26 protein-coding genes are annotated in these 23,330 nt (G+C 36.5%); 18 read left to right on the top strand and 8 right to left on the bottom strand.

Annotated elements, in window-relative coordinates:
* Positions 1-95 precede the first annotated feature (95 nt).
* On the top strand, positions 96-659 hold the full coding sequence (locus NYE67_RS12845) for a DNA helicase (protein WP_340728493.1): 564 nt from the start codon (positions 96-98) through the stop codon (positions 657-659).
* 14 nt (positions 660-673) lie between these two features.
* A complete protein-coding gene (locus tag NYE67_RS12840; RefSeq protein WP_340730260.1) occupies positions 674-1,324 on the top strand; it encodes an alpha/beta hydrolase in 651 nt (216 codons plus the stop codon).
* Positions 1,325-1,348: 24 nt separating this feature from the next.
* Here the strand turns inward: NYE67_RS12840 and NYE67_RS12835 are convergent, their stop codons facing one another.
* The 3 genes from NYE67_RS12835 to NYE67_RS12825 all read right to left on the bottom strand — a co-directional run bounded on the left by NYE67_RS12835 (position 1,349) and on the right by NYE67_RS12825 (position 4,477).
* Positions 1,349-3,529 carry a sensor domain-containing protein gene (locus tag NYE67_RS12835; RefSeq protein ID WP_340730259.1) on the bottom strand — a complete coding sequence of 727 codons (2,181 nt, stop codon included), beginning with the start codon at positions 3,527-3,529 and terminating at the stop codon, positions 1,349-1,351.
* Positions 3,530-3,719: 190 nt separating this feature from the next.
* Positions 3,720-3,917: a CsbD family protein gene (locus NYE67_RS12830; RefSeq protein ID WP_340730258.1), complete on the bottom strand. Its 198-nt coding sequence runs from the start codon at positions 3,915-3,917 to the stop codon at positions 3,720-3,722.
* 65 nt (positions 3,918-3,982) lie between these two features.
* Positions 3,983-4,477, bottom strand: coding sequence for a 23S rRNA methyltransferase (locus tag NYE67_RS12825; protein WP_340730257.1), 495 nt, complete (start codon positions 4,475-4,477; stop codon positions 3,983-3,985).
* 248 nt (positions 4,478-4,725) lie between these two features.
* On the opposite strand from NYE67_RS12825, the gene NYE67_RS12820 reads away from it, so the two are divergent.
* The 13 genes from NYE67_RS12820 (at position 4,726) to NYE67_RS12760 (ending at position 17,437) form a co-directional block, all read left to right on the top strand.
* Positions 4,726-4,863: a hypothetical protein gene (locus NYE67_RS12820; protein WP_191705031.1), complete on the top strand. Its 138-nt coding sequence runs from the start codon at positions 4,726-4,728 to the stop codon at positions 4,861-4,863.
* Between the two features lie 168 nt (positions 4,864-5,031).
* Positions 5,032-6,072 carry a P1 family peptidase gene (locus NYE67_RS12815; RefSeq protein ID WP_445683375.1) on the top strand — a complete coding sequence of 347 codons (1,041 nt, stop codon included), beginning with the start codon at positions 5,032-5,034 and terminating at the stop codon, positions 6,070-6,072.
* A gap of 375 nt (positions 6,073-6,447) precedes the next feature.
* Entirely contained in the window at positions 6,448-7,131 is a 684-nt protein-coding gene (locus NYE67_RS12810; RefSeq protein WP_340730255.1) for a M15 family metallopeptidase, read from the top strand.
* Positions 7,128-7,922: a M55 family metallopeptidase gene (locus tag NYE67_RS12805; protein ID WP_340730254.1), complete on the top strand. Its 795-nt coding sequence runs from the start codon at positions 7,128-7,130 to the stop codon at positions 7,920-7,922. Before NYE67_RS12810 ends, NYE67_RS12805 begins: the two co-directional genes overlap by 4 nt.
* A 13-nt stretch (positions 7,923-7,935) precedes the next feature.
* On the top strand, positions 7,936-9,021 hold the full coding sequence (locus NYE67_RS12800) for a mandelate racemase/muconate lactonizing enzyme family protein (protein WP_340730253.1): 1,086 nt from the start codon (positions 7,936-7,938) through the stop codon (positions 9,019-9,021).
* 24 nt (positions 9,022-9,045) lie between these two features.
* Entirely contained in the window at positions 9,046-10,857 is a 1,812-nt protein-coding gene (locus NYE67_RS12795; RefSeq protein WP_340730252.1) for a peptide ABC transporter substrate-binding protein, read from the top strand.
* Positions 10,858-10,960: 103 nt separating this feature from the next.
* The gene (locus NYE67_RS12790) at positions 10,961-11,905 is read left to right on the top strand and encodes an ABC transporter permease (RefSeq protein ID WP_340728483.1); all 945 of its coding nucleotides are present in this window, start codon (positions 10,961-10,963) and stop codon (positions 11,903-11,905) included.
* Positions 11,905-12,891: an ABC transporter permease gene (locus NYE67_RS12785; protein ID WP_340728482.1), complete on the top strand. Its 987-nt coding sequence runs from the start codon at positions 11,905-11,907 to the stop codon at positions 12,889-12,891. Before NYE67_RS12790 ends, NYE67_RS12785 begins: the two co-directional genes overlap by 1 nt.
* Before the next feature lie 15 nt (positions 12,892-12,906).
* Positions 12,907-13,938 carry an ABC transporter ATP-binding protein gene (locus NYE67_RS12780; RefSeq protein ID WP_340730251.1) on the top strand — a complete coding sequence of 344 codons (1,032 nt, stop codon included), beginning with the start codon at positions 12,907-12,909 and terminating at the stop codon, positions 13,936-13,938.
* A gap of 5 nt (positions 13,939-13,943) precedes the next feature.
* On the top strand, positions 13,944-14,894 hold the full coding sequence (locus NYE67_RS12775; protein ID WP_340730250.1) for an oligopeptide/dipeptide ABC transporter ATP-binding protein: 951 nt from the start codon (positions 13,944-13,946) through the stop codon (positions 14,892-14,894).
* 7 nt (positions 14,895-14,901) lie between these two features.
* On the top strand, positions 14,902-15,840 hold the full coding sequence (locus NYE67_RS12770) for a S66 peptidase family protein (RefSeq protein ID WP_340730249.1): 939 nt from the start codon (positions 14,902-14,904) through the stop codon (positions 15,838-15,840).
* A 1-nt stretch (position 15,841) separates the two neighbouring features.
* Complete coding sequence (locus tag NYE67_RS12765; protein WP_340728478.1) at positions 15,842-16,612, top strand: serine hydrolase; 771 nt, start codon at positions 15,842-15,844, stop codon at positions 16,610-16,612.
* 15 nt (positions 16,613-16,627) lie between these two features.
* On the top strand, positions 16,628-17,437 hold the full coding sequence (locus NYE67_RS12760) for a C40 family peptidase (protein WP_340728477.1): 810 nt from the start codon (positions 16,628-16,630) through the stop codon (positions 17,435-17,437).
* A gap of 60 nt (positions 17,438-17,497) precedes the next feature.
* Here NYE67_RS12760 and NYE67_RS12755 read toward each other — a convergent pair whose 3' ends face one another.
* The 4 genes from NYE67_RS12755 to NYE67_RS12740 all read right to left on the bottom strand — a co-directional run bounded on the left by NYE67_RS12755 (position 17,498) and on the right by NYE67_RS12740 (position 20,252).
* A complete protein-coding gene (locus NYE67_RS12755; protein WP_340730248.1) occupies positions 17,498-18,073 on the bottom strand; it encodes a hypothetical protein in 576 nt (191 codons plus the stop codon).
* 18 nt (positions 18,074-18,091) lie between these two features.
* Positions 18,092-19,201, bottom strand: coding sequence for a flavodoxin-dependent (E)-4-hydroxy-3-methylbut-2-enyl-diphosphate synthase (gene ispG / locus NYE67_RS12750; RefSeq protein WP_340730247.1), 1,110 nt, complete (start codon positions 19,199-19,201; stop codon positions 18,092-18,094).
* Between the two features lie 130 nt (positions 19,202-19,331).
* A complete protein-coding gene (locus NYE67_RS12745) occupies positions 19,332-19,670 on the bottom strand; it encodes a hypothetical protein (protein ID WP_340730246.1) in 339 nt (112 codons plus the stop codon).
* 75 nt (positions 19,671-19,745) lie between these two features.
* Positions 19,746-20,252 (bottom strand): DUF1189 family protein, encoded by a 507-nt coding sequence (locus NYE67_RS12740; RefSeq protein WP_340730245.1) that lies wholly within the window; start codon positions 20,250-20,252, stop codon positions 19,746-19,748.
* Between the two features lie 131 nt (positions 20,253-20,383).
* On the opposite strand from NYE67_RS12740, the gene NYE67_RS12735 reads away from it, so the two are divergent.
* The gene (locus NYE67_RS12735; protein WP_191700255.1) at positions 20,384-20,863 is read left to right on the top strand and encodes a DUF456 domain-containing protein; all 480 of its coding nucleotides are present in this window, start codon (positions 20,384-20,386) and stop codon (positions 20,861-20,863) included.
* A 210-nt stretch (positions 20,864-21,073) separates the two neighbouring features.
* Entirely contained in the window at positions 21,074-21,679 is a 606-nt protein-coding gene (locus NYE67_RS12730; protein ID WP_191704983.1) for a superoxide dismutase, read from the top strand.
* 131 nt (positions 21,680-21,810) lie between these two features.
* Here the strand turns inward: NYE67_RS12730 and NYE67_RS12725 are convergent, their stop codons facing one another.
* Positions 21,811-22,389 (bottom strand): TetR/AcrR family transcriptional regulator, encoded by a 579-nt coding sequence (locus tag NYE67_RS12725; RefSeq protein ID WP_340730244.1) that lies wholly within the window; start codon positions 22,387-22,389, stop codon positions 21,811-21,813.
* A 150-nt stretch (positions 22,390-22,539) separates the two neighbouring features.
* On the opposite strand from NYE67_RS12725, the gene NYE67_RS12720 reads away from it, so the two are divergent.
* On the top strand, positions 22,540-23,298 hold the full coding sequence (locus NYE67_RS12720; protein WP_340728472.1) for an SDR family oxidoreductase: 759 nt from the start codon (positions 22,540-22,542) through the stop codon (positions 23,296-23,298).
* Positions 23,299-23,330: the final 32 nt, after the last annotated feature.

Raw genomic sequence — 23,330 nt, 5'->3', positions numbered from 1 at the left:
CCAGGTATAATGTATTGGATACGTGCGATATTATATGAGGAATGGTACGATAGTAAATGAAAAAAGAAGCCAATAGATTAAGGAAGTGATTGATTATGACAGCCGAAAATATACAAAAGGACATTGCTACATATATAGAAAAAGCATTATTTTTATTATCCAGTAAAGCAGATCCCCAAAAATTTCAAACGATTATCCAACAAAATATTAATGATAAACGAGAATCGTCCACTTCAACAATAGACTTTTATGATCGTCTTATGTTAAACATGGCCTACTTCGTTGAAAATAAAATGGCATGGACAGATCTTGTTCGTGCTACATTTACTGCTGGGGAGTTACCGACTGTATCATATATTGAAAATGAACTAATGGTACACCAAATGCAGATTCGTAACAGTGTAGCAGAAAAGATGGATGATTATACGAAAGCTTTCCATCAGCAATATGAAGCATTAAAAGTAGAAGATGCAGATGTAATTTATGATTATGCATACGCATCTGTGGAGCATGGATTACGCGTCGATTTTTTAACATTAATTTGTGCGAATAAAGCGACACTTTTAGCACAAGGTGATATTGACGAAACGTTAAAAACGATGGACGGTTATATTGCTTATTTTACCGACCAAATCGTCAATAAAATGACGCTTTCTTAAAAGGAGATACAAAAATGAATACACCATTTACTTATTTACACAAAGCCCCTGTAATGAATGATGCAGAGAAAAAACCTGCAATCTTCTTATTGCACGGTTTAGGAAGTGATGAAAACGATTTATTACAATTAGTTGACTCATTTTCAACACAATGTCATATTTTTAGTTTGCAAGGACCTATTCAACATCGACCTGGCTATGCCTTCTATACATTCGAAGAGGAAGGTAAGCCAAACCGTGCTATTTTTGATAAAGTATTAAAGGGAATTGAAGCATTTATAAAAGAAGCAGTTCAACAATATAATTTAGATGAACAACAACTTTATGTCGTTGGTTTTAATCAAGGAGCTGCATTAGCACAGTCCCTTGCAATGGTAATGGGAGATACGATTCGTGGTACAGCAGCGTTAAGTGGTTATTTGCCGGAGTTTGCTGCACTAGAATACAGTAAAAAAACGATGGATCGTTCTAAAATTTTCATTTCACATGGAGAATATGACTACGACTATCCATTTGAATGGGCAGAGCATGCAATGCGTTTCTTCAATGACTACGGCACGAAAGTTACATTTAAATCATATCCGGTAGGTCATGGTGTCAGTGAGCAAAACTTACACGATTTAATCGCATTCTTATCTGAAGATTTACCGAATAATGTAAACTAAAAAAATAGCTGACGGGAATAAAAACTATTTCTCGTCAGCTGGTTTTTTTGTGTCTAATAATTGTTCGGCATCATTAATCGACATCGGTTTGTAGAAATAGTAACCTTGACCGGCAGGACAGCCGAGTTGTTGAAGCATAGCCAGTTGTTCCTTAGTTTCAATACCTTCAGCAATCGCTCGCATTTTAATATTTTTTGCAAGTAGAATAATCGTTTGTACTATTGCATACATGCCTGGTTCATCCATTGAGCTAACAAAGCTACGGTCAATTTTTATTTCAGAAAAAGGCAATTGAGGTAAATAACTTAAGGAAGAAAAACCTACACCAAAATCATCGATGGAGCATTCAATACCAAGTGCCTTTAATTGATCTAAAATATCCTTTGCTCTCTTGAAATCAACTAATTCAATGCTTTCTGTTACTTCGAGTTTAATAAATTGTGGTGGAACATGGAATTGGTTAAACGTATTCTGAATGTTTTCCAAAAATTGTGGATCATAAAAATGATCCGGTGAAATATTAAGGGAGACAGGCAATATTCTTTTGCCATTATTTAGACGGCTTTGTAGCCAAATGAGTATATTTTTAAAGTTCAGCAGATCGATCTCTTTTATTTTCCCAGTTTGTTCAGCTATTGGAATATACTTATTTGGTGAAATAAAACCGAGTCTGCTTGAATTCCACCTTGACAATGCCTCGAATCCTTCTACTTCAATCGTAGTAAAATTAATTTTGGGCTGTAAATATACTACAAATTCTTCGTGGTGTAGCGCATATGCCAATTGATTGATAATCTCCATTTCCTCTATCAGTTTCTTTGTACTGTTTTCTTCATAAATCTCAAAACTATTGCCGCTTCGTTTACGAGCTTTTGATAAAGCAATATCTGACTGATGGATAATTTGATCTACTGTCAAGGATTGATCGAAAGTTGTATAGCCTATTTTTAATGTAATATAAGTTTCGTTATTATCAATTAAAAAAGGAATAAGTGTAAGTAGCTCAATCTGTTGATAATAAGTTGTGAAACAAATTTCTCCTTTTATCCCTAGAACTATGGAATTTGAAAATCGTGAAATGAGCACATCATCTACTACTAAATACTCTCGTAATCGGTTGGCCATTTGACTTAATAGGTCAGCACCTGCGCAACGCCCATATAAATCCACAATTTTGTTAAATTCGGTAGGGTGGATAATTGCTGCAAATCCTAATTCACCTGTAGTTAACCATTCGGATACTTGTGTCTTAAAGTAGTGTATGTTCGGTAAATTAGTCTCTGCATCATAAAAGGCTAAATGGCGCAATTGTATTTTCTGTTCTGCATATTTAATGGCAAGTTGAATAAGGAGCGTCAAACGATTTAAATAATTAATATCAATTTGTTTTAATTCCGTACTGTCCTGATTAAATAATGTTAAGATACCGCTAACTTCGTTTTGTGGTGTCAAAATCAACTTTGTCCAGGAACCTTTAATCGCATCCAATTCGTAATTTTCTGAAATATCGGCGCACTGTGGAGTAGCCGTAAAATCTTTTAAGTAAACAGCGCTCTTATTAAAGCTGGATTTTGGTGTAATCTCAAGAAGATCTAGTTTATTAATTACGTACTCTGGTAATGTATAAGAACCCATAGATTTAATCTCATAGTTCTTGTTATATAAATGAATCGTACAATAGACATCTCGAATATAAAATAGTTCAATTTTTTCCGAAATTAAATTCAAAATCGATTGCAGGTTATTCTCATTATCGATCGCTTGATATACTTCGTGCTCCAATTTATAAATCATTTTATTTAATGTTTCTTCTGTTGTATCTTCGCATGTTAATAAAACGTATTGAATGATCTTTTCATCATTCCTGATAGGATGAAGGGTAATCGAATTCCAAAAGGCAGAACCTTCTTTAGTGTAATGTAAAATTGTTAATTTTTTTGGAGAACCGGATTTTAAATGTAAATTTAAATCTTCAATTGTTTTTTCATTTGTTCTTTTCCCGTTTAAAATGTTGATATTTTGATTAATGACTTGTTTGTTTTCAAAAGTAGTTAATTTTGAAAAATATGGGTTCGCATGTAGAATGGATAGATTCTCATCGTTAATGTCAATGATGAGCGTTCCTTTCGAAAGTTGGTTACTTAAGGTTTTTAACCAATTAAATAATCGATCTTTTGATAGGGGTATAGATTGATCAATTGTCATAATTACTTCCCCTTTTTAGTTATAATATTTACTTAAAGTATAACAAATTTCCTATAAATAGAAAGTATAATATTGTAATATATAAAAACTTCATTTTACTTGAGCCTTATTTCCTGTTTGAATAAAACAAATGGATGCAAAACAAAAAGAAACTAGTAATGGAAAATTACTAGTTTCGAGAATTAGGACTTTATTTTCTATTGTCCATTCTATTGGAGATACTCTCTTTGGCATCACCGATTTTTTCTTGTGCTTTACCTTTTACTTGGTCACGTTTTCCTTCAGCTTGTAGGGATGGGTCGTTTGTATTACGTCCGACTGACTCTTTTACTTCCCCTTTTAGTTTGTTGCCTGTACCTTTTATTTTATCTGAAAATCCATTTGACATAGTAAAACCTCCTAAAAGTATTTACATATGTCTATTTCCCTTAACATGAAAGAGTAAACAAAATATTAACTTTTCGTGTAGATCGTGTAGAAATGGAGAAGGGCTTCAGTGCCTTTTTGGTCAATAATTGTTTGTCTATTTTGAGACATTCTGACAGTTGTTTTTTCCTCATCTAACACACCATTGTGGAAAAACAAAATGACCTCAATTTTACTATTTTCAATTAATTGTTGTTTCTCGATTTCCGAGAAGTTTTCTTCTCCAAATAGCCCATTATCCTGCCATGTACCTGTTATTTTTAATTGTTGCTCGTTCCCATTTTCGTCATAATACCATTGCACATCGCGTAATATAGTTTTAAATAAGTCATTAATTGTAAAAGTCTGATTGTCGAACTCCATTTCAACTGCCCGGATGGAGTGCACATCAGTTGATATGGCAGTAGCGGCTTCATTTGCCTTAGAATTAATACCAGCTGCCGCCTGTTTAATATCACCAATCGTATCTCCACAACCCGCTAACAAAATTGCTGCAAATAAAAATAATATAGAACTTCTCATTAGAGTCCCTCCAATGTTGTCATTACTATCATTTTACTAAAATGTGTAAAAGGAAACGCATCATTTTTGTAGTAGAATGTGAAATATTTGCAACAGATTGTAATTAGAAATTGAAGAGGAATTTTGCATGGAAATATAAATTTTTTATTTCAATATCTGTTCATGTATACGGTGCTTAAAGTTGGGTCACAATAGTTTATAAATGAATAGTATATCGAATAGGTAGTTTTGAAAAAAGTGGAAAGTGAGTGTTGGAGATGCGAATCGACGATGAGTTACTTGAAAAACTTGGTAGTTATTTTGTTTATCATGAAGTGTATAACCGGTACGGCATTACATTTGAAACTTTTGTAGATCGTTGGACGAGAGGGATTCTTGAATTATAAAAACTTAATACACGTTTGTTCTTAATAATAGCGTATTCATTTTGAATGGACTTTAAAATACACTCCCTACTTAAGAATAGGTAGTGTATTTTTATTTTTGCTATCCTTTTTAGAAAATTATTATTACGATAGATTTATAAAAAATTCCAATACAAAGGAGCAATGATAATGAAAGTACGTGATATGGGCATTAAAATCGGGCAATTACATACAGGCAATAAAAATTGCATTACGGATGTCGAAGGAGTAATGGTCGGTCATGTTACACTGGATTATCCGATAAATGATTCGGGAGATGCGGCATGTACAGGGGTAAGCGCAATTTTACCGCACCCAGGAAATTTATATCGCGAAAAAGTAACGGCAGCAAGCTATGTATTAAATGGATATGGAAAAACAACTGGTCTAGTCCAAGTGGACGAGCTTGGAGTTTTGGAATCTCCAATCATGCTCACAAACACTTTTGGTGTGGCAAACGTTACACAAGGTACACTCCATTATTTACTTGAAAATAATGAAGAAATTGGAGTGACGACCGGGACGTTGAACGTAGTAGTTGGTGAATGTAATGATAGTCATTTAAATTCGATTCGTCACTTTCCTGTGAAACCTGAGCATGCCATAGAGGCGATATATAGCGCTTCAAACAATCGCGCTGAAGAGGGAGCAATTGGGGCAGGCAAAGGAATGATATGCTTTGGTCATAAAGGGGGCATTGGCACTTCATCACGTGTCGTAAATGATACTGATGAAAAGCAATATATGGTTGGCTGCCTCGTATTAAGTAATTTTGGAAAGGCAAACGAATTCTTGAAGGAACGCTATACCACTTCTGCAAACAGCAGCGAACCTACAATGAGTCCCACTGATGGATCAATTATTATAATACTTGCAACAGATGCGCCTCTTAGCAGCCGTCAGCTAAAACGTGTAATTAAACGTTGCGGTATTGGATTAGGACGAACAGGGAGCCATTTCTCAAACGGGAGTGGGGATATCGTAATAGGATTTACAACTGCGAGAAAAATCCAGCACCATTACGATGATACTCTAGAAACACGCCTGCAATTACGCGATGACCGAGAAGTAATGAACTCATTATTTATGGCAGCGGCCGAAGCTACAGAAGAGGCGATTCTTAATTCAATGTCACAGGCTGAAACAACTACTGGGAGAAATAATCATATAGTAAAAAAGTTAATATTTTAATAAATATTTAATTGAAGTTTTCTAATGGGAATACTCCTACAATGATTTGTCTTTCACATTATTATTCTGTGAAAGGCATTTTATTTTAAAGAAAACAAGAAATTTGACGAAAAGTGTCAGATGAAAGAGAATCTTTTGCATGATTAGTAAACTACTAGCAAATTTTCAAGAAAAAACTTTCACTATCGAAATATATGTGATATTTTAAATTTATACTTAAAAGTTTGAAAACTCTAAATTTTTAGATATTATTTTTAGAAAATATTTTCCATATCAAAATTATATTAGGAAATCATTTGAAGTCCTAACAGGTAGGAGGTATCCATCAAGATATATTATTATTCATTTCCAATAACCATAAATGCAGCATCTCAAATGATCCCTGATTTAAAGGAAAACGGGGAGCCTTTAGTAGAAATTAAGCCGATAGCAAATAAATTGTATATCGAGCCGCAATATTTTTTGAAAGGTATTCCGGATAGCCTGAATAAGCTATATTTGCGTCAGGAAGCTGCAAAGAAACTATTAAAAGCACTTCAACTTTTACCGGAAACGATGAGCTTTATTTTATACGATGGGTTTCGCCCACTACAAGTTCAGTCGTTTTTATATAGAGAGATTAAAAATAAAATACGATTAGAATACCCGCATTGGATGGCTGATCAACTTGAACAGGAGACACTAAAGTATGTTGCATTTCCAAGTGTCGAAAACAGTTCTCCGTCGCCACACTTAACAGGCGGGGCAATTGATTTAACGTTAGGCGACGAGCAGGGACGTCCATTGGATTTAGGGACAGCATTTGATGCTACTGAGGAAAAATCGGCTACCGCTTATTTTGAAAAACATCGTTCGGAAAATGAAGCAGCACATATTAACCGGCGAATCTTGTTTCACTGCATGACACAAGCAGGATTTCAAAATTACGAAGAAGAGTGGTGGCATTATGATTACGGAAATAGAGCATGGGCGCGGAAATCAAATAAAGACCAATGCATGTACGGACCAATTATTGCCACTATTGAACAGAACGAATTAAAGGAGTACCAATTCAGATGAAGGTATATATAAGCGCAGATATTGAAGGAATTACAGGAACGACTGTTTGGAGTGAAACAGAATTAAATACTTCCGACTATGCACAGTTTCAGCAGCAAATGACAAAAGAAGTGCTAGCAGCGATAGAAGGTGCAACTGCCGGGGGCGCTACAGAAATATTACTGAAAGATGCTCATGATTCTGGGCGGAATATTTTAATTGAGAACTTACCGGAAAATGTAAAAATAATTCGAGGTTGGACACAAGAGCCAATGTGTATGGTTGCTGGATTGGATGAAAGCTTTGACCGTGCAATTTTTATCGGCTATCACAGTGAGGGCGGAAGTGAAAAAAACCCGCTTGCCCATACGTTAAGCTTACTGGCAGATGTCAAAATTAACGGCGAATATGCAAGTGAGTTTCTAATTAATACATATGCCGCAGCACTGCATGGCGTGCCAGTAGCATTTGTAAGTGGCGATAAAGCATTAACAGAGCACATCGCCCGCTATAATGACGAGATCGTAACGTTTGCAACAAAAGAAGGAATTGGTCATGCAACAATTAGCGTAAGTCCACAAACGACGTTAAAAGAAACGAAAAGACTGATTGAAGAAGCAATGAAAATTGAACGCAGTAAGCTTCAAATCGAATTACCTCAACAGTTTAATGTGGAGATTATTTATAAAGACCATATAAAAGCATATCGTAATTCATTTTATCCCGGCGCTAAATTTAAGGCGCACAATACAGTGCAGTTTGAAACGACAGATTATTTTGAGGTACTTCGACTGCTGCAGTTTTTAACTTAAGGTGGATGACTTTATGAAAATTACAAAAGTAGATGTTGGCTTAGTTGAAGCACCACTTATTACACCTTTTAAAACAGCATTGCGCACTGTATATAATATACGAAACATCGTCGTAACTATATATACGGATAATGGATTTATTGGAATTGGGGAAGCAGCACCAACGCATGTTATTACAGGAGAATCACTTCAATCAATTCGTTATGCAATTGAAGAAGTGATTGCGCCACTCATTATTGGAATCGAAATTGATGAGATTGCACTTCTTAGTGAGCGGATCGATAAATGTATGTATCAAAATACGAGTGCAAAGGCAGCTGTTGAAATCGCCCTATATGACTTATGGGCAAAAAAATACGATGCACCTTTGTATAAATTACTCGGTGGTTATCGAAGTAAGATTACGACAGATATTACAATCAGTGTGAATGACGAAGAAGAAATGGTGAAGGATAGCTTAGAGGCTATTAAACGCGGTTTTTCCATTTTAAAAGTTAAAGTAGGGAAAAATCCACATAGTGATGTTAATAGTATATTGGCTATTCGAAATGCTGTCGGTCCGGACGTTGTGTTACGAGTCGATGCGAACCAAGGATGGACACCGAAAGAAGCTGTTAAAATTATCGGTCAGCTAGAAGATCGCGGAGCTGATATGGAACTGGTTGAACAGCCAGTTCATTATAGTGATATTTCCGGAATGCAATACGTAACGAATCAAACGTATACGAATATTTTAGCGGACGAAAGTGTATTTTCTCCTAAGCAAGCAATCGAAGTTATTGAAAAGCGTGCTGCGGATTTAATAAATATTAAACTAATGAAAACTGGCGGTATTTCAAAAGCACAGCAAATTAATGCTATTGCAGAAGCAAATGGGGTGGAATGCATGATTGGCTGTATGCTGGAGACAAAAATCAGTGTGAGTGCAGCAGCGCATTTTGCAGCAGCAAATAAAAATGTCACAATGGTGGATTTAGACGGACCGAGCTTATGTGTTAAGGATCCTATCGAAGGGGGACCGTTATTTGAAGGGGAAAACATTCAAATGAGCGATGCTTCGGGAATTGGATTTTTAATAGAGGCTTTTATAGCCAAATAAAAAAAGAAAATTGGGGGAAATTACATGAAAAAATATTTATTCATTGTAGTGAGTATGTTTGCTCTATTGTTGGCAGCATGCGGTGATGATTCAGCAGATTCTGGTGAAACGTCGGAATATAGAACGGTTTATTCAGGTGAAATTAAAACGCTAAACTATTTAAAAACGGCTGAAACAAATGAATTTGCTTTATCTGCAAATCTTGTAGAAGGCTTAATAGAATACGATCAGTACGGAGTAGTTAAACCTGGCTTGGCTGAAAGTTGGGAATCCAATGATGATGCGACGGTTTGGACATTCAAACTGCGCGACGGTGTGAAATGGGTAGATCACGAGGGGAAAGAAGTGGCAGATGTTGTCGCTCAGGACTTCGTAGACGGATTAAACTATGTGCTTGATGCAAAAAATGAGTCATCTACGGCATGGATTGCAACTGTTGTAAAAAACGGTGATGCATTTTACAACGGAGAAGTAACTGATTTCTCACAAGTCGGCATAAAAGCAATTGATGAAAAGACAGTGGAATATACGTTGGAAGGTCAAACGCCATACTTCTTATCAATGTTAAACTACGTATGTTTCTTCCCTGTCAGCGGTGAGTTTTTAGCTGAAAAGGGTGAAGAATTCGGTACAACACGTGAAAACATTTTATACAACGGTGCTTATGTTTTAGACAAATTTGAGCCACAAAATGAGCGTGTTCTTGTTAAAAATGATAAATATTGGGATAAAGAAACGGTTAAAATCGACAGAATCCGATATAAGTACAACAAAGAAGCAGCTACTGTAGCACCAGAACTATTTTTACGTGATGAAATCGACGGTGCAGCTATTCCGACATCAATTTTAGATGAATGGTTAAACAGCGAAGACAAAAAAGATTTAGTACGTCAAAACAACAATAACTTTTATACGTACTTCTATGCATTAAACTTTGATCCACAATATGATGCAGAGTATGAGCCGGAAAACTGGAAAGTAGCAGTAAATAACAAAGATTTCCGTAAGTCACTATACCATGCGCTGGATCGTGTATCAGCAATGTTAACAATTGAGCCATACAACCCTCAAGATTTATTATCGAATACAATTACACCGAAAAACTTCGTAGACGTTGAAGGTGTTGATTACACATTATTAGAACCATTAAAAGCAATTACTGAAAGTGATTCATTCGATAAAGATTCAGCATTGCAACATAAGGAAGCAGCTATGGCAGCTTTAAATGGTAAAGCAACATTCCCCGTAAAAGTTGTGCTGCCTTATAACTCGGGTTCACCTGAATGGGCAAACCGTTCACAAGTTGTTGAACAACAGCTTGAAAACTTATTAGGTACAGATTATATCGATGTTGAGTTATATGCAGGTCCAGCGACAGGCTTCCTAGGTGAAATTCGTCGTCCAGGTAAGTTTTCTATGATTGAAGCAAACTGGGGTCCTGACTTTGCAGATCCATCTACGTACACAGATCCATTTACTGAAGGTGGTACGTATAACAAACCGGAATTGGCTGAAGGCTACAACGGTGAGTACGATAAGCTGGTTGCTGCTGCAAAAGCGGAAATAGATCCGGCAGTTCGATATGAACTTTTTGCAAAAGCAGAAGCATTTTTAATTGATGAAGCATTTGTCATTCCATACGCTGTTGGTGGCGGTGGCTATGTTGCTTCAAAATTAAATCCATTTGAATCACAATATTCACCATTTGGTGTAACATCCGAGAAATTTAAAGGTCAGTCTATCCTAGAAAAGCCAATGAGTAATGAAGAATTTAAGTCTGCTAAGGAAGCATGGGAAAAAGAACGTGCTGAAGCTTTAGCGAATGCTTCTAATTAATAAGTCATTAATTTAAGCGCTTTTCAAATGCATGGAGATTAGGAGATGACAGGAATATTTCTGCATCTCCTTTCTTATTTTATATTATAAGGAGGAGACACGTTTGATAAAGTATATTGCTAAACGTTTAGCACAATCAATTTTGACATTATTCATTATTGTTACAATTGTTTTCTCCCTGTTACGATTAATGCCTGATGAGGGCTATTTAGGAGCAGCAGCGGAAAAGATGTCGCTGGAGCAACAAGAAGTTTATTTAACAAATCTAGGTTTACGGGATCCTTTATTAATTCAACTTAAAAATTTCTATATCGGTCTATTTCAAGGGGATTTAGGAAAATCGGTTACATATCGTACTGATGTACCAGTCTTGGACATTATACAAGATAAAATGATGTATTCGATTATGTTTGGGTTAGGAGCCGTTGCATTATCTCTTCTTATCGGTGTGCCACTTGGTATCTTTATGGCTCAGTTTAAAGGACGATGGCTTGATCGTCTCGGAACAGGATATATCGTTTTTGTTGTAGCCGTACCAGCCATGGTTTATTTCTTAATGATACAAATGTATATTTCTGATTGGTTTAATTTACCGATGCTATTTGATGAATACAATCCTAAGAGTTTTATATTACCGTTATTCTGTTTAGCGTTGGGACCGATCGCATCCTATGCAATGTGGATGCGTCGTTATATGGTAGATGAATTGAATAAAGATTACATTAAACTTGCTCGCGCAAAAGGGGTTACGGAGCGCACAATTATGTTTAGTCACGTAATGCGAAATGCTTTTATCCCAATGGCTCAGTATTTACCAGCAACCATTTTATTTACAATTACAGGTTCGATTTATATTGAATCGTTATTTTCAATCCCTGGTATGGGTGGTTTGTTAGTTGATGCGATTCAGCGTCAAGATAACAATGTTGTACAAGGGCTAGTTTTAGTATTTTCTTCGCTAGGTATCATAGGGTTAATTTTTGGGGACATATTAATGGCGATTGTCGACCCTCGAATTAAGCTAGGGAAAGGAGATAGTGTACGCTAATGGGATTATTTACGAAAGAGATTCAGAATATTTCGGAAAAGTCGAATGAACAGTTGAATGATCACTTATTTGAGTTTGCGACAGTTGATGATGCAAAAGCAGAGGAGACAGCATATTCAAATTATTCCTATTGGCGATCTACTTTCCGTTCCTTCAGGAAAAATAAAATAGCTGGTTTTTTATTGATATTTGTAATCGTATTAATAGCATTTACATTTATTCAACCGTATTTACCGGACCAAAAATCACCTACACAAATTTATATAAATGCCGAAACGGGAATGCAGGATCGGAATGTTGCACCGAACGAAGAATATATATTTGGTACAAATTCAATTGGTCAAGATTTATGGTCACGTATTTGGGAAGGAACTCGAACGTCTTTATTTATCGGCTTTGCTGTAGCAATCATTGAAGTGATCATTGGCTTTTCCGTCGGAGCATTATGGGGCTACTCTCGAAAGCTAGAAGTGCCGATTACGCAGCTTTACAACATCGTAGATAACATACCTACAACAATTGTATTAATATTAATGGCCTACATTTTAAGACCTGGTATTTCGACTATTATTATCGCAATGTGTATTACTGGGTGGGTAGAAATGGCAAGATTTTTAAGAAACCAAATCGTTATTTTACGAGATCGAGAGTATAATTTAGCTTCAAAAACGTTAGGGACACCAGGCTATAAAATAATTATTAAAAACCTGCTTCCTTATTTAATTTCGGTAATCATGCTGCGTATGAGTTTAGCGGTGCCAGCTGCAATTGGTGCGGAAGTATTTTTAACTTATATCGGTTTAGGTTTACCAGTAAGTGAGCCATCTTTAGGGAATTTAATTAATGAAGGACGCGTCTTGATGATGTCACCTGATTTACGTTACCAGCTTATTTTCCCAAGTATTGTGCTGAGTGTCATTACAATTGCCTTTTATATTATCGGAAATGCATTTGCAGATGCAGCAGACCCGAAAAATCACGTTTAAGGAGGAGGGCGTTAAATGGAACAAGAAAAAATATTATCCATCGAAAATTTAGTTATTAAATTTAAATTGCGCGGTCAAACATTAACAGCCATCCGTGATATTTCACTGGATTTATATAAAGGGGAAAGCCTTGCAATTGTAGGAGAATCAGGATCAGGCAAATCTGTTTTAGTAAAATCCATTATGGGCTTACTCGATAAAAACGGCTATATTGACTCAGGACAAATCATTTTTGATGGGCATGACTTATCAAAATTTAAAACAGAACAGGATTGGCTTAAAGTGCGCGGCAAAAAAATAGCGATGGTGACACAAGATCCGATGACATCGCTTAATCCTCTGAAAACGATTGGCAAACAAATTGAAGAAAGTGTCATTTTACATCAAGGATTAAAAGGAAAAGACGCCTATGAAAAAACATTGCAGCTGCTACGCGATGTTGGAATTCACGAGGTAGAGAGACGCTATAAGCAATACCCGCACGAATTTTCAGGAGGTATGCGTCAACGTATTGTTATTGCAATCGCAGTAGCCTGCAATCCACAGGTTTTAATTTGTGACGAGCCGACAACCGCTTTAGACGTTACCATTCAAGCGCAAATTTTACAGCTATTGACTAACTTGCAGGAAAAATATTTGTTGACGACAATATACATTACACATGATTTAGGTGTAGTCGCAAAAGTAGCTGATCGAATTGCTGTCATGTATGCAGGGGACATTATCGAAGTTGGCCAAGCGAACGAGGTATTTTTCAATGCAAAACACCCGTACACGTGGGCACTTATTTCATCCTTGCCTCAGCTAGGGATAAAAGGGGAAGAGCTATACTCGATTAAGGGAACACCACCGAATTTATTTAAGGAAATTAAAGGGGATGCGTTTGCACCGAGAAATCAATATGCTTTAAAAATTGATTTTGTTGAACGTCCACCTTTCTTTAAAGTGAGCGATACACATTTTGCACGCACATGGCTTCTTGATCCAAAAGCACCAAAAGTAAGTCCTCCAGAAGTGTTGCAGGCGTTTTTCAAAGGGGAGGGGTAAGAGTAATGAGTAACAGTACTAGAGAAAAACTAATAGAAATTAAAAATATCGACATCATTTTCGGTACAGGAAAGAAAAAATTTAAAGCGGTTGATAATGTTAGCTTCGATATTTATAAAGGAGAAACATTCGGTCTTGTAGGGGAATCAGGATCTGGTAAAACAACGATAGGGCGTGCAATTATGCGTCTCAACTCAATTGCGAACGGAGAAATTCTGTTCCACGGTAAACCGATTAATGGTCGTATTCCAAGCGCTTGGGACCGTGAAATTACACAAAAAATCCAAATGATTTTTCAAGATCCAGGTGCTTCGCTAAACGAGCGTGCGAAAGTGGATTATATCGTTTCAGAAGGATTAATAAATAATAAAAAATACAGCAGTGAGCAAGAGCGTATTGAAAAAGTTAAAAAAGCATTGATGGAAGTAGGGCTCCTACCGGAATTTGCTTCTCGTTTCCCTCATGAGTTCTCTGGTGGTCAACGTCAGCGTATCGGTATTGCCCGTGCGCTAGTAATGGAGCCTGAATTTATCGTGGCGGATGAACCGATTTCCGCTTTGGATGTTTCGATTCGTGCACAAGTATTGAATTTATTATCAAACTTGCAGGAAGACCGTGATTTAACCTATTTATTCATTGCCCATGACTTATCTATCGTACGGTTCATTACAGATCGTACTGCTGTAATTTATAAAGGGAAGATTGTTGAACTGGGAGAAACGGAAAAGCTGTTTAACAATCCACTTCACCCTTATACTAAAGCACTTTTAGCGGCTGTACCTGAGCCGAATCCATTAAAGGAACGTCAAAAAAAGCTGCAAGTTTACGATCCATCCGTTCATCAATACGACATGGATCCCCCTGAATTTGTTGAAATTGAAGAAGGTCATTACGTATTGGCAAATAAAGAGGAACAGGAACAATATAAAGCTGTTCTTGTAGGAAAAGGAGTGTAATTAATCAATGGGATTAACGATTCCGAAGGCGTTAAAAAAGGGCGATACTGTTGCGCTTATAAGTGCATCAGGTGCTACACCGACTGAGCGTTTGCAGCCTGCTATTAAAGCTGTAGAAAAGTTAGGGTTTCGTGTAGTAGTAGGTGAAACTTGCCGTACACGTCACGGCTACTTCGCAGGAAATGATGCATTACGTGCAAAAGAACTGAATGAAATGTTTGCCAACCCTGAAATTGACGGCATTTTCTGTATCCGAGGGGGGTACGGCGCTACACGAATTTTACCAATGCTTGATTTAGATATGATTACCAAAAATCCGAAAGTTTTCGCAGGCTATAGTGATGTAACTGCATTGCACATTGTCTTTAATCAGCTATGCGGGTTTGTTACATACCACACGCCAATGCCTTCAACCGAATTCATTAAAGATAAAATGGATGAATATACTTGGGATTATTTCATTAAAAGTGTTACAAATACCGAGTGGTGCGATTATTTACTTGAAAATTCAAAAGGCGAGCCACTGGATACACTTGTTTCCGGTACTGCTACTGGACAATTGGCAGGTGGTAATTTAACACTTGTAACAGCATCTTTAGGGACACCTTTTGAAATTGATTTAAAAGGAAAGATTTTATTCCTTGAAGATATCGATGAAAATGTACAGCGTATTGACCGAATGTTAACACAGCTTTCAATGTCCGGGAATCTGAAGGAATTGAAGGGTATTCTACTTGGAGCCTGGACAGATTGTGGACCAATGGATACAAAAAATCCTGAAAATAATTTGGATTTAAAAACCGTGTTTGAAGAAATTTTAGTACCATTGAATATCCCCATTTTAATGAATGTCACATGTGGGCATGTTTTGCCGACAATGTCGTTGCCATTGGGAAAAACAATTACGATGGACGCAACGAATAAAACGATACGAGTAATCGGGTAAAATGATGAAAAAACGAATTGAGAAAATAATTGAACAATGTCCTTATAAAGTGCATGTCAGTATTCAGGATTATAAAACAACCGAATCGGTTTTTCAATTACGGGAACATGAAGTGTTTAGCAGCGCAAGTGTAATAAAAGTACCGATTTTGGTCGCTATTCTGGCACATTTACAAGAAACTAATGGCTCCCTGCAGCAAATAGTTAAAATCGCGGAGGAGAATATTGTCGACTTTAGCGTACTCACAGAACAAGAGCAAACGAGTTCTACATTATATGAGTTATTAGTGTGGATGATTATTACGAGTGATAATACTGCCACCAATGCTTGTATCGATTTTTTGGGCATGGATACGCTGAATAAGTATTTTAATGAGATCGGACTAAAGAGTACACGAATACAACGAAAGATGATGGATTTTGAACGACAAAAGCTTGGATTGGATAATGAAACAAGTGCTTATGATATACAGTATTTATTCCAGCAAATTTATAACGGTCATTTACTTTCAAAACAGTGGAATGACATAGCCATCGATATATTATGCCGTCAGCGCAGTCATGAATCATTAAAGCGTTATATTGTCGATCATGTAAAAATGGCCCATAAAACAGGTGGTCTTGATACAGTTGATCATGATGCTGGAATTGTATATACAAACGACCGGGACTATTTTATCGGTGTGTTTATTACGGAAGTGGAAGATAACGATAAGGCTAAGCAATATATTGGAGCAATTTCAAAAGTGGTGTATGAGCATTATACAAAATAGCGAGGAGGGGAAACTTTGAATGCGATAGTAAAAGTAATGATTGCAAATCTGCACGAGAGTACAGATATAAGTACGGAGTTAACCGATGAAGCGTTATATGGGATGCCAGTTGAAGTGTTAGAAGATATTGATGATAATTGGGTAAAAATTCGAACGTTTTATCGCTATGAAGGCTATACATTAAAAGCGAATTTACACATGGAAAGTGAAGATATACTGACATGGGTTGATGCTAATTATGTAGTAATTCAAAACTTTGCCGATGTGCTGGCTCGACCTAAAATTCAAAGCAGTAAAATTATAACATTAACGCGCGGTGCTTTTATTCAAGTTGTGATAGAAGCTGATTTGGATGCAGAATGGACAAAGGTACAGCTAGTTACAGGAGAGGTTGGCTATGTACGTTCATATTGGCTTCAGGAGCGGAAGAAAGTGTATACGATAGATGAAGTAGCTTTCCGTGAACAAGTTGTCCAGGATGCGTTTCGATATATTGGCACACCGTATCGTTGGGGTGGGAAAACTCCTTTAGGCATCGACTGTTCAGGTCTTGTGTCTATGGCATATATGTTGAACGGTGCGTATATTTACCGGGATGCGAAAATATTGGATGGCTTCCCAATTCGCAAAATAGAAAAAGCTGAACTAAAGCGCGGCGATTTAATTATGTTCCCTGGCCACGTAGCGATGTATATCGGCGAAGACTTGTATATCCATTCTTCTCTTGGTGGCAATGAAGTGAACGTTAATAGTTTAAACCCACAGCATTCAGAGTACCGCCACGACTTGGCCACTACGATTACCGAATACGGGAGTATATTTTAAAATCAATAAGAGGCGAGTTAAAAGCAGATACTTTTAACTCGCCTCTTATATGTGTTAATTTTAAAAGTTCTTTTGAATCCATTCGTTTGCTTCTGTCCAATTATAAACACGAATAACGTTATTCGGTACGCTCAATTGATTGTAGGGGGTATCAAAAAGAATTACAGGGATTTTAAGTTCCTCGGCAATTTCCACAGCATTATCATGTTTATCCTCGAAAAAGGCTTCTACGCGATGCTTTTTTGCCACTTCTATTTTGTTGTGACTACCGATACATTCAATATGGTCGTAAGGTACTTTGTAGTTTTCAAACCATTTTTTTGTGATATCGAAAACATTTTCCCCACGTGCCGAAATGTAATAAAGTTCATATTGGTTTTGCCAGGCTGACAATATACGATGTGCATCAGCAGCAAGTTCACTCACTTCATAAAGGCGAGGTTCATTTTCCTGAAACCAGGCCTGGAATTGAGCTCGATCAACTGGATATGGAAACCCGCTTAAAAAATCATATTCCGTTACATCCTGTAGCGTCATATTAATATTATATTGTTTATTAATATGTGGAATTAATGTGGCAGGACATGTAACTGTCCCGTCAATATCAATACCGAATCGATGCTTTAAGTTTGTCATTTCCATTGCTCCATTCCTCTACACGCTGGCATTTGCTTCTGCTTCACGCTTTGCAACCATTTCAGCAGCTAATTTATCGATTTCTTTTTTCAGTTCTTCCACCATTGTTTCTTCGGGTACTTTACGAACTGTTTTACCTTTCATGAATAAAAGTCCTTCCCCACGTGCACCGGCAATACCTATATCCGCTTCACGAGCTTCACCAGGGCCGTTAACAGCACAGCCAAGTACAGCTACTTTTAAAGGAACACTCAATTTAGAAATATATTCTTCCACTTCATTGGCAATCGAGATTAAGTCGATTTCAATACGACCACAAGTCGGGCATGAAATTAATGTTGCCATATTTGAAGCTAAACCAAATGATTTTAATAATTCACGAGCAACTTTAATTTCTTCAACAGGATCAGCTGATAAAGAAATACGTAAAGTATTACCAATACCTTTAGATAAAATCACGCCTAATCCAGCAGCGGATTTTACTGTTCCAGCAAATAATGTACCAGACTCAGTAATGCCTAAGTGTAGTGGGTAGTTAAATGCTTTTGAAGCTTTTTCATACGCTTCGATCGCAAGGTTAACGTCAGACGCTTTCATTGATACGATTATGTCATGGAAATCTAAGTCTTCTAGAATTTTGATATGGTGTAACGCAGATTCAACCATACCATCTGCAGTAGGGTAGCCGTATTTTTCAAGAATATGGCGCTCTAAAGAACCGGCATTTACACCAATACGAATTGGAATCCCTTTCGCTTTAGCAGCATTTACTACGGCTTCTACTTTTTCGCGTCGCCCAATATTACCCGGGTTGATTCGAACTTTATCAATACCACCTTCAATAGCTTTTAATGCTAATTTATAATCAAAGTGTATATCCGCAACTAAAGGTATATTGATTTGTTTTTTTATTTCCGGTATTGCATCAGCTGCACGCTCATCCGGTACTGCAATACGTACGATCTGACACCCAGCTTCTTCTAAACGTTTAATTTCAGCAACAGTTGCTTCGACATCATGTGTTTTTGTCGTACACATACTTTGTATTATGACTTCGTTATTCCCACCAATTGTTAAGTTACCGACACGTACAGGACGCGTTTTCGTACGGTGAACGATTTCACTCATGAAAAATTCTCTCCTTCTCAGGCTTGTTAATGTTGTTATATCACCTAAAAGATATAACGATATGTAAGCCGTCACTGTTCCTTATTTTATCAGTGTATGAAAAGAAGAACAAGGAAGAAACGTTACGAATTCAATTTGTACAATTTTCTTTCGCATTTGAGATTATTGGAATAAATACTGTATCACCCGGAACTAGTGGCTGTAGGTTCAAATGTGGGTTCAATTTATAGAAATGTGCAAGTCGTTCAGGGAAAGTTGTTTTTACGGGAGAGGGCGTTGCTGAGAATAGGCTGTAAATTGTATCGCCTTGTTGGATTTTTACGACAACATAGCTTTCTTGCGGTATTTCATCACACGACGGTATGGAAGAAGCATAAAAGGATGCTAAGGGCAGAGAGCCTTCTTGTAAATCTACTTTAATGACAAAAGCAATTAATAAAAGCACAATGGAAGCTATTAAAAAGCGCAAAAAAATCCTCCTTATCTCTACAATTTAACTCACAAAAACAAGTTGTTAAACTATATGATTCATAAGGAGAATTTATTATTTTTCGATCGGATATTTCGTTAGGGCAATTATAATAAACAGCATTGTAATAAATATACTAATTAAGGTAGCAATTGTAGGGGAAATGGGGAATAGGTTACCGAACATCGTTATAAATGTTCCCCAAGTACTGGCAAATACAGCTGTCCGCCATACTTGTCGATATTCTCCGCGACGCTTCATCGGTTTAATAAAGAACTGTCCTGCAAGCGCAAATAGACTTACTTTAACAAAATAGATTGAAGTATTTAAAACGAATAAAAAAATAATAGCAATAGGGTAAACAATCCATTGCACATCCTGGGCATACTGTTCGATTTCAGAATAACTGAAAATTTCGTCCGTTCCGCCATTAATAAACTGACCGAAAGAAAATGCCGTTACTAGCGCAATCATTAAAAAGGCATATTGCATTACTTTTCCTATTGAAAGAATTCGATAAGGTCCTAATTTTTTAGGGTTAGTTAAGCTATGAATAAATAGTTGCATGTGAGAAATTTTCATATGTATGAGGCTCCTTTAAACAGTAGTTTAACATGAACAAAACGTTATTTGAACTTTATAAAGTGAAATTGAATCTTTTCGTTATTTTTTTCGTATAATTTGTGAATATACTTTTAAAAGGATGTGAACATATGGATATCATTGCATGGGTGCTTATTATAGCTTTATTTGTCATCGCTTTTATTGGTTTAGTATATCCGATCATACCCTCTGTCATATTTTTACTAGGAGGGTTCATTGTTTATGGTTTATTTTACGGCTTCAGTGAATTACCTTGGTGGTTTTGGTTAATTGAACTATTATTTGTAGCTTTATTATTTGTCGCTGATACGATTTCTAATTTAGTGGGAGTCAAAAAATTTGGTGGCTCTAAAGCAGGGATGTGGGGGAGCACAATCGGTCTTTTAATAGGACCATTCGTCATTCCATTCGCTGGTATTATTGCGGGACCCTTTATCGGAGCTGTTATTGGAGAGCTGATTGTTACACGCAGTAATTTACAGCAGGCCATTCAAGTAGGTATTGGCTCTGTAGTAGGATTTTTAACTTCTGTTGTTACAAAAGGGATTATACAAGTAGTCATGATTGTATTATTTATTATTGCGATTTAAGGAAGAGCAAATATTTGTAAATACGAACTTATATCGCTTACACTAGTAATGAAGAGGTTACAGACAAAGGTGAAGCAAGAAATAGATGGTTGTCGGTCAAAAGGCTGAAATGTTATTATTACTGTTTTTTTTGATTGAATGACGAATCATTTTTTGATAACCTAGTATTGTAATCAACATTAATTATATGTTCCAGGGAGGAATAAAAACATGGCTTTCAAATTACCAGAATTAACTTACGCTTACGATGCATTAGAACCACATATCGATGCAAAAACAATGGAAATTCACCATTCTAAACACCACAACACTTACGTAACAAACTTAAACGCAGCGGTAGAAGGTACTGAATATGCTGACAAAGACATCAACGAGTTAATCGCTAACATTGATGCTTTACCAGCTGACAAACAAACTGCTGTACGTAACAACGGTGGCGGACATGCCAACCACACATTATTCTGGGAATTAATCGCTCCAGGCGGTTCAAACACTCCAGTAGGCGAAGTTGCTAAAGCAATCGACGCTAAATTCGGTTCATTCGACGCTTTCAAAGAAGAGTTCGCTAAAGCTGCAACAACTCGTTTCGGTTCAGGCTGGGCTTGGTTAATCGTTGAAGGTGACGGTGTAGCTGTTACTTCAACTCCAAACCAAGACTCTCCAGTAATGGAAGGTAAAACACCAATCTTAGGCTTAGACGTTTGGGAGCACGCTTACTACTTAAACTATCAAAACCGTCGTCCAGATTACATCGGTGCATTCTGGAACGTAGTGAACTGGGACGTAGTAGAAGCAAAATTCCAAGCAGCTAAATAATTAAATTTGACCACTCAAATTTAATTATTACTGCACCGAAAGCGAAGCGACAGGTGCAGTAATATTCTAGAAATTTACGCATGGGAAGAATTAATCTTCCCATGTGTTTTTTATTTTCTCTCTCAAATTAGTTAACTTTTTATTTTCTTCTGCAATACCTCTCTTAAACGATGAAAGTCATAAATATATTGATTCAACGTTTCCGGTAAGAGAATATAATTTTCTTTATGCCACTGAAGGAGTAATCCGATAATAGAGTTTGCGGTATAGCTTGCTAAATATTCAAGCTGCTGTTTGGACATATGCCCTGTCTCTTCTGTATGTGATTCCATAACGAACGAGCGAATCGTCTCTAACAATTTATGATAATAAAGCATCGGTGTTTTTTCATCAAAAACTATACGGTAGAAAGCTTCATATTTTTTGACGTGGTGAAAAATTTGAATCATTTCAGGTGTTAACATGGCTAAATTATCTTTTGTAATGTCATATGGAAAATCATAAGAAAGTTTTAAGTCTTTTACAATTTCGTTAAAGTAGCGTTCAAATACACCGTGGACATTTTTATAATGCAAATAGAATGTTCCTCGATTAATTTCGGCAATACGGCATAATTCTGCAACCGAAATATTTTCTAAAGACTTTTGATTTAATAGTATTATTAATGCCTTTTGTAGATTGTCATGTGTTTTCTTTACACGTAAATCCATAATATTTTCCCCTTTAATGAACATAAATTTCAAAAAGTGTTGAATAATAAACTGAAGTTCATATAACTGTCGTTTGTACGTTTTTTTTCTTTCAATTATAATTTTTATTGAACAGTTGTACAATAACTCAATTTTAAAGGAGAGATTTAATTGAAATTACAGGATAAAGTAGCGATCGTTACAGGAGCTGCATCTGGTATGGGAAAGGCAATTGCTGAAGCATATGCTAAAGAAGGTGCAAAAGTAGTTGTTTCCGATATGAATGAAGAAGGCGCAAAAACGGTTGCAGATGAAATTACTGCAAATGGTGGTACGGCATTTGCCATTGCGACAAATGTTACTAAAGATGAAGACTTACAACAATTATTTGATACAACAATTGAGAAATTTGGTCAATTAGACATTTTAGTAAATAATGCTGGAATCATGGATGGTTTTGAGCCAGTAACTGAAATTACAGATGCTCGTTGGGATATGATTTTTGCCGTAAATACAACATCTGTTATGAAGTCGATGCGTATTGCGACAGATATGTTCCTAAAACAAGGTCATGGTGTCATTGTAAACAATATTTCTGCAGGTGGTTTAAATGGTGGCCGTGCAGGAGCTGCTTACACTGCTTCAAAGCATGCTGTAGTAGGTTTAACAAAAAATACAGCGTTCATGTTTTCTCAATCAGGCATTCGAGTAAATGGTATTGCCCCTGGTGCAGTAATGACAAACATCCAACAATCTATGCAAAATATAAGTCAGTACGGTGCTGGGCAACAGCAAAAAGGTTCTGCATTAATTCCACGTGTTGGTAATCCGGAAGAAATCGCAAACTTAGCGGTATTTTTAGGTTCTGAGGATTCAAGCTTCATTAATGGTCAGATTATAACAGCTGATGCGGGTTGGACAACTTACTAATAGTTTTTATTTAAACAGTTTTGGAACTTCGG

This window comes from Solibacillus sp. FSL W8-0474 (genome assembly GCF_038004065.1).
GTDB lineage: Bacteria > Bacillota > Bacilli > Bacillales_A > Planococcaceae > Solibacillus > Solibacillus faecavium.
This window is presented reverse-complemented; position numbering and strand designations above follow the sequence as displayed.

Excerpts from the sequence above, each read along its gene's own strand:
- NYE67_RS12845 (WP_340728493.1), top strand. The coding sequence starts at position 96 with ATGACAGCCGAAAATATACAAAAGGACATTGCTACATATATAGAAAAA.
- NYE67_RS12840 (WP_340730260.1), top strand. The coding sequence starts at position 674 with ATGAATACACCATTTACTTATTTACACAAAGCCCCTGTAATGAATGAT.
- NYE67_RS12835 (WP_340730259.1), bottom strand. The coding sequence starts at position 3,529 with ATGACAATTGATCAATCTATACCCCTATCAAAAGATCGATTATTTAAT.
- NYE67_RS12830 (WP_340730258.1), bottom strand. The coding sequence starts at position 3,917 with ATGTCAAATGGATTTTCAGATAAAATAAAAGGTACAGGCAACAAACTA.
- NYE67_RS12825 (WP_340730257.1), bottom strand. The coding sequence starts at position 4,477 with ATGAGAAGTTCTATATTATTTTTATTTGCAGCAATTTTGTTAGCGGGT.
- NYE67_RS12815 (WP_445683375.1), top strand. The coding sequence starts at position 5,032 with ATGAAAGTACGTGATATGGGCATTAAAATCGGGCAATTACATACAGGC.
- NYE67_RS12810 (WP_340730255.1), top strand. The coding sequence starts at position 6,448 with ATGATCCCTGATTTAAAGGAAAACGGGGAGCCTTTAGTAGAAATTAAG.
- NYE67_RS12805 (WP_340730254.1), top strand. The coding sequence starts at position 7,128 with ATGAAGGTATATATAAGCGCAGATATTGAAGGAATTACAGGAACGACT.
- NYE67_RS12800 (WP_340730253.1), top strand. The coding sequence starts at position 7,936 with ATGAAAATTACAAAAGTAGATGTTGGCTTAGTTGAAGCACCACTTATT.
- NYE67_RS12795 (WP_340730252.1), top strand. The coding sequence starts at position 9,046 with ATGAAAAAATATTTATTCATTGTAGTGAGTATGTTTGCTCTATTGTTG.
- NYE67_RS12785 (WP_340728482.1), top strand. The coding sequence starts at position 11,905 with ATGGGATTATTTACGAAAGAGATTCAGAATATTTCGGAAAAGTCGAAT.
- NYE67_RS12780 (WP_340730251.1), top strand. The coding sequence starts at position 12,907 with ATGGAACAAGAAAAAATATTATCCATCGAAAATTTAGTTATTAAATTT.
- NYE67_RS12775 (WP_340730250.1), top strand. The coding sequence starts at position 13,944 with ATGAGTAACAGTACTAGAGAAAAACTAATAGAAATTAAAAATATCGAC.
- NYE67_RS12770 (WP_340730249.1), top strand. The coding sequence starts at position 14,902 with ATGGGATTAACGATTCCGAAGGCGTTAAAAAAGGGCGATACTGTTGCG.
- NYE67_RS12765 (WP_340728478.1), top strand. The coding sequence starts at position 15,842 with ATGATGAAAAAACGAATTGAGAAAATAATTGAACAATGTCCTTATAAA.
- NYE67_RS12755 (WP_340730248.1), bottom strand. The coding sequence starts at position 18,073 with ATGACAAACTTAAAGCATCGATTCGGTATTGATATTGACGGGACAGTT.
- ispG (WP_340730247.1), bottom strand. The coding sequence starts at position 19,201 with ATGAGTGAAATCGTTCACCGTACGAAAACGCGTCCTGTACGTGTCGGT.
- NYE67_RS12740 (WP_340730245.1), bottom strand. The coding sequence starts at position 20,252 with ATGAAAATTTCTCACATGCAACTATTTATTCATAGCTTAACTAACCCT.
- NYE67_RS12735 (WP_191700255.1), top strand. The coding sequence starts at position 20,384 with ATGGATATCATTGCATGGGTGCTTATTATAGCTTTATTTGTCATCGCT.
- NYE67_RS12730 (WP_191704983.1), top strand. The coding sequence starts at position 21,074 with ATGGCTTTCAAATTACCAGAATTAACTTACGCTTACGATGCATTAGAA.
- NYE67_RS12725 (WP_340730244.1), bottom strand. The coding sequence starts at position 22,389 with ATGGATTTACGTGTAAAGAAAACACATGACAATCTACAAAAGGCATTA.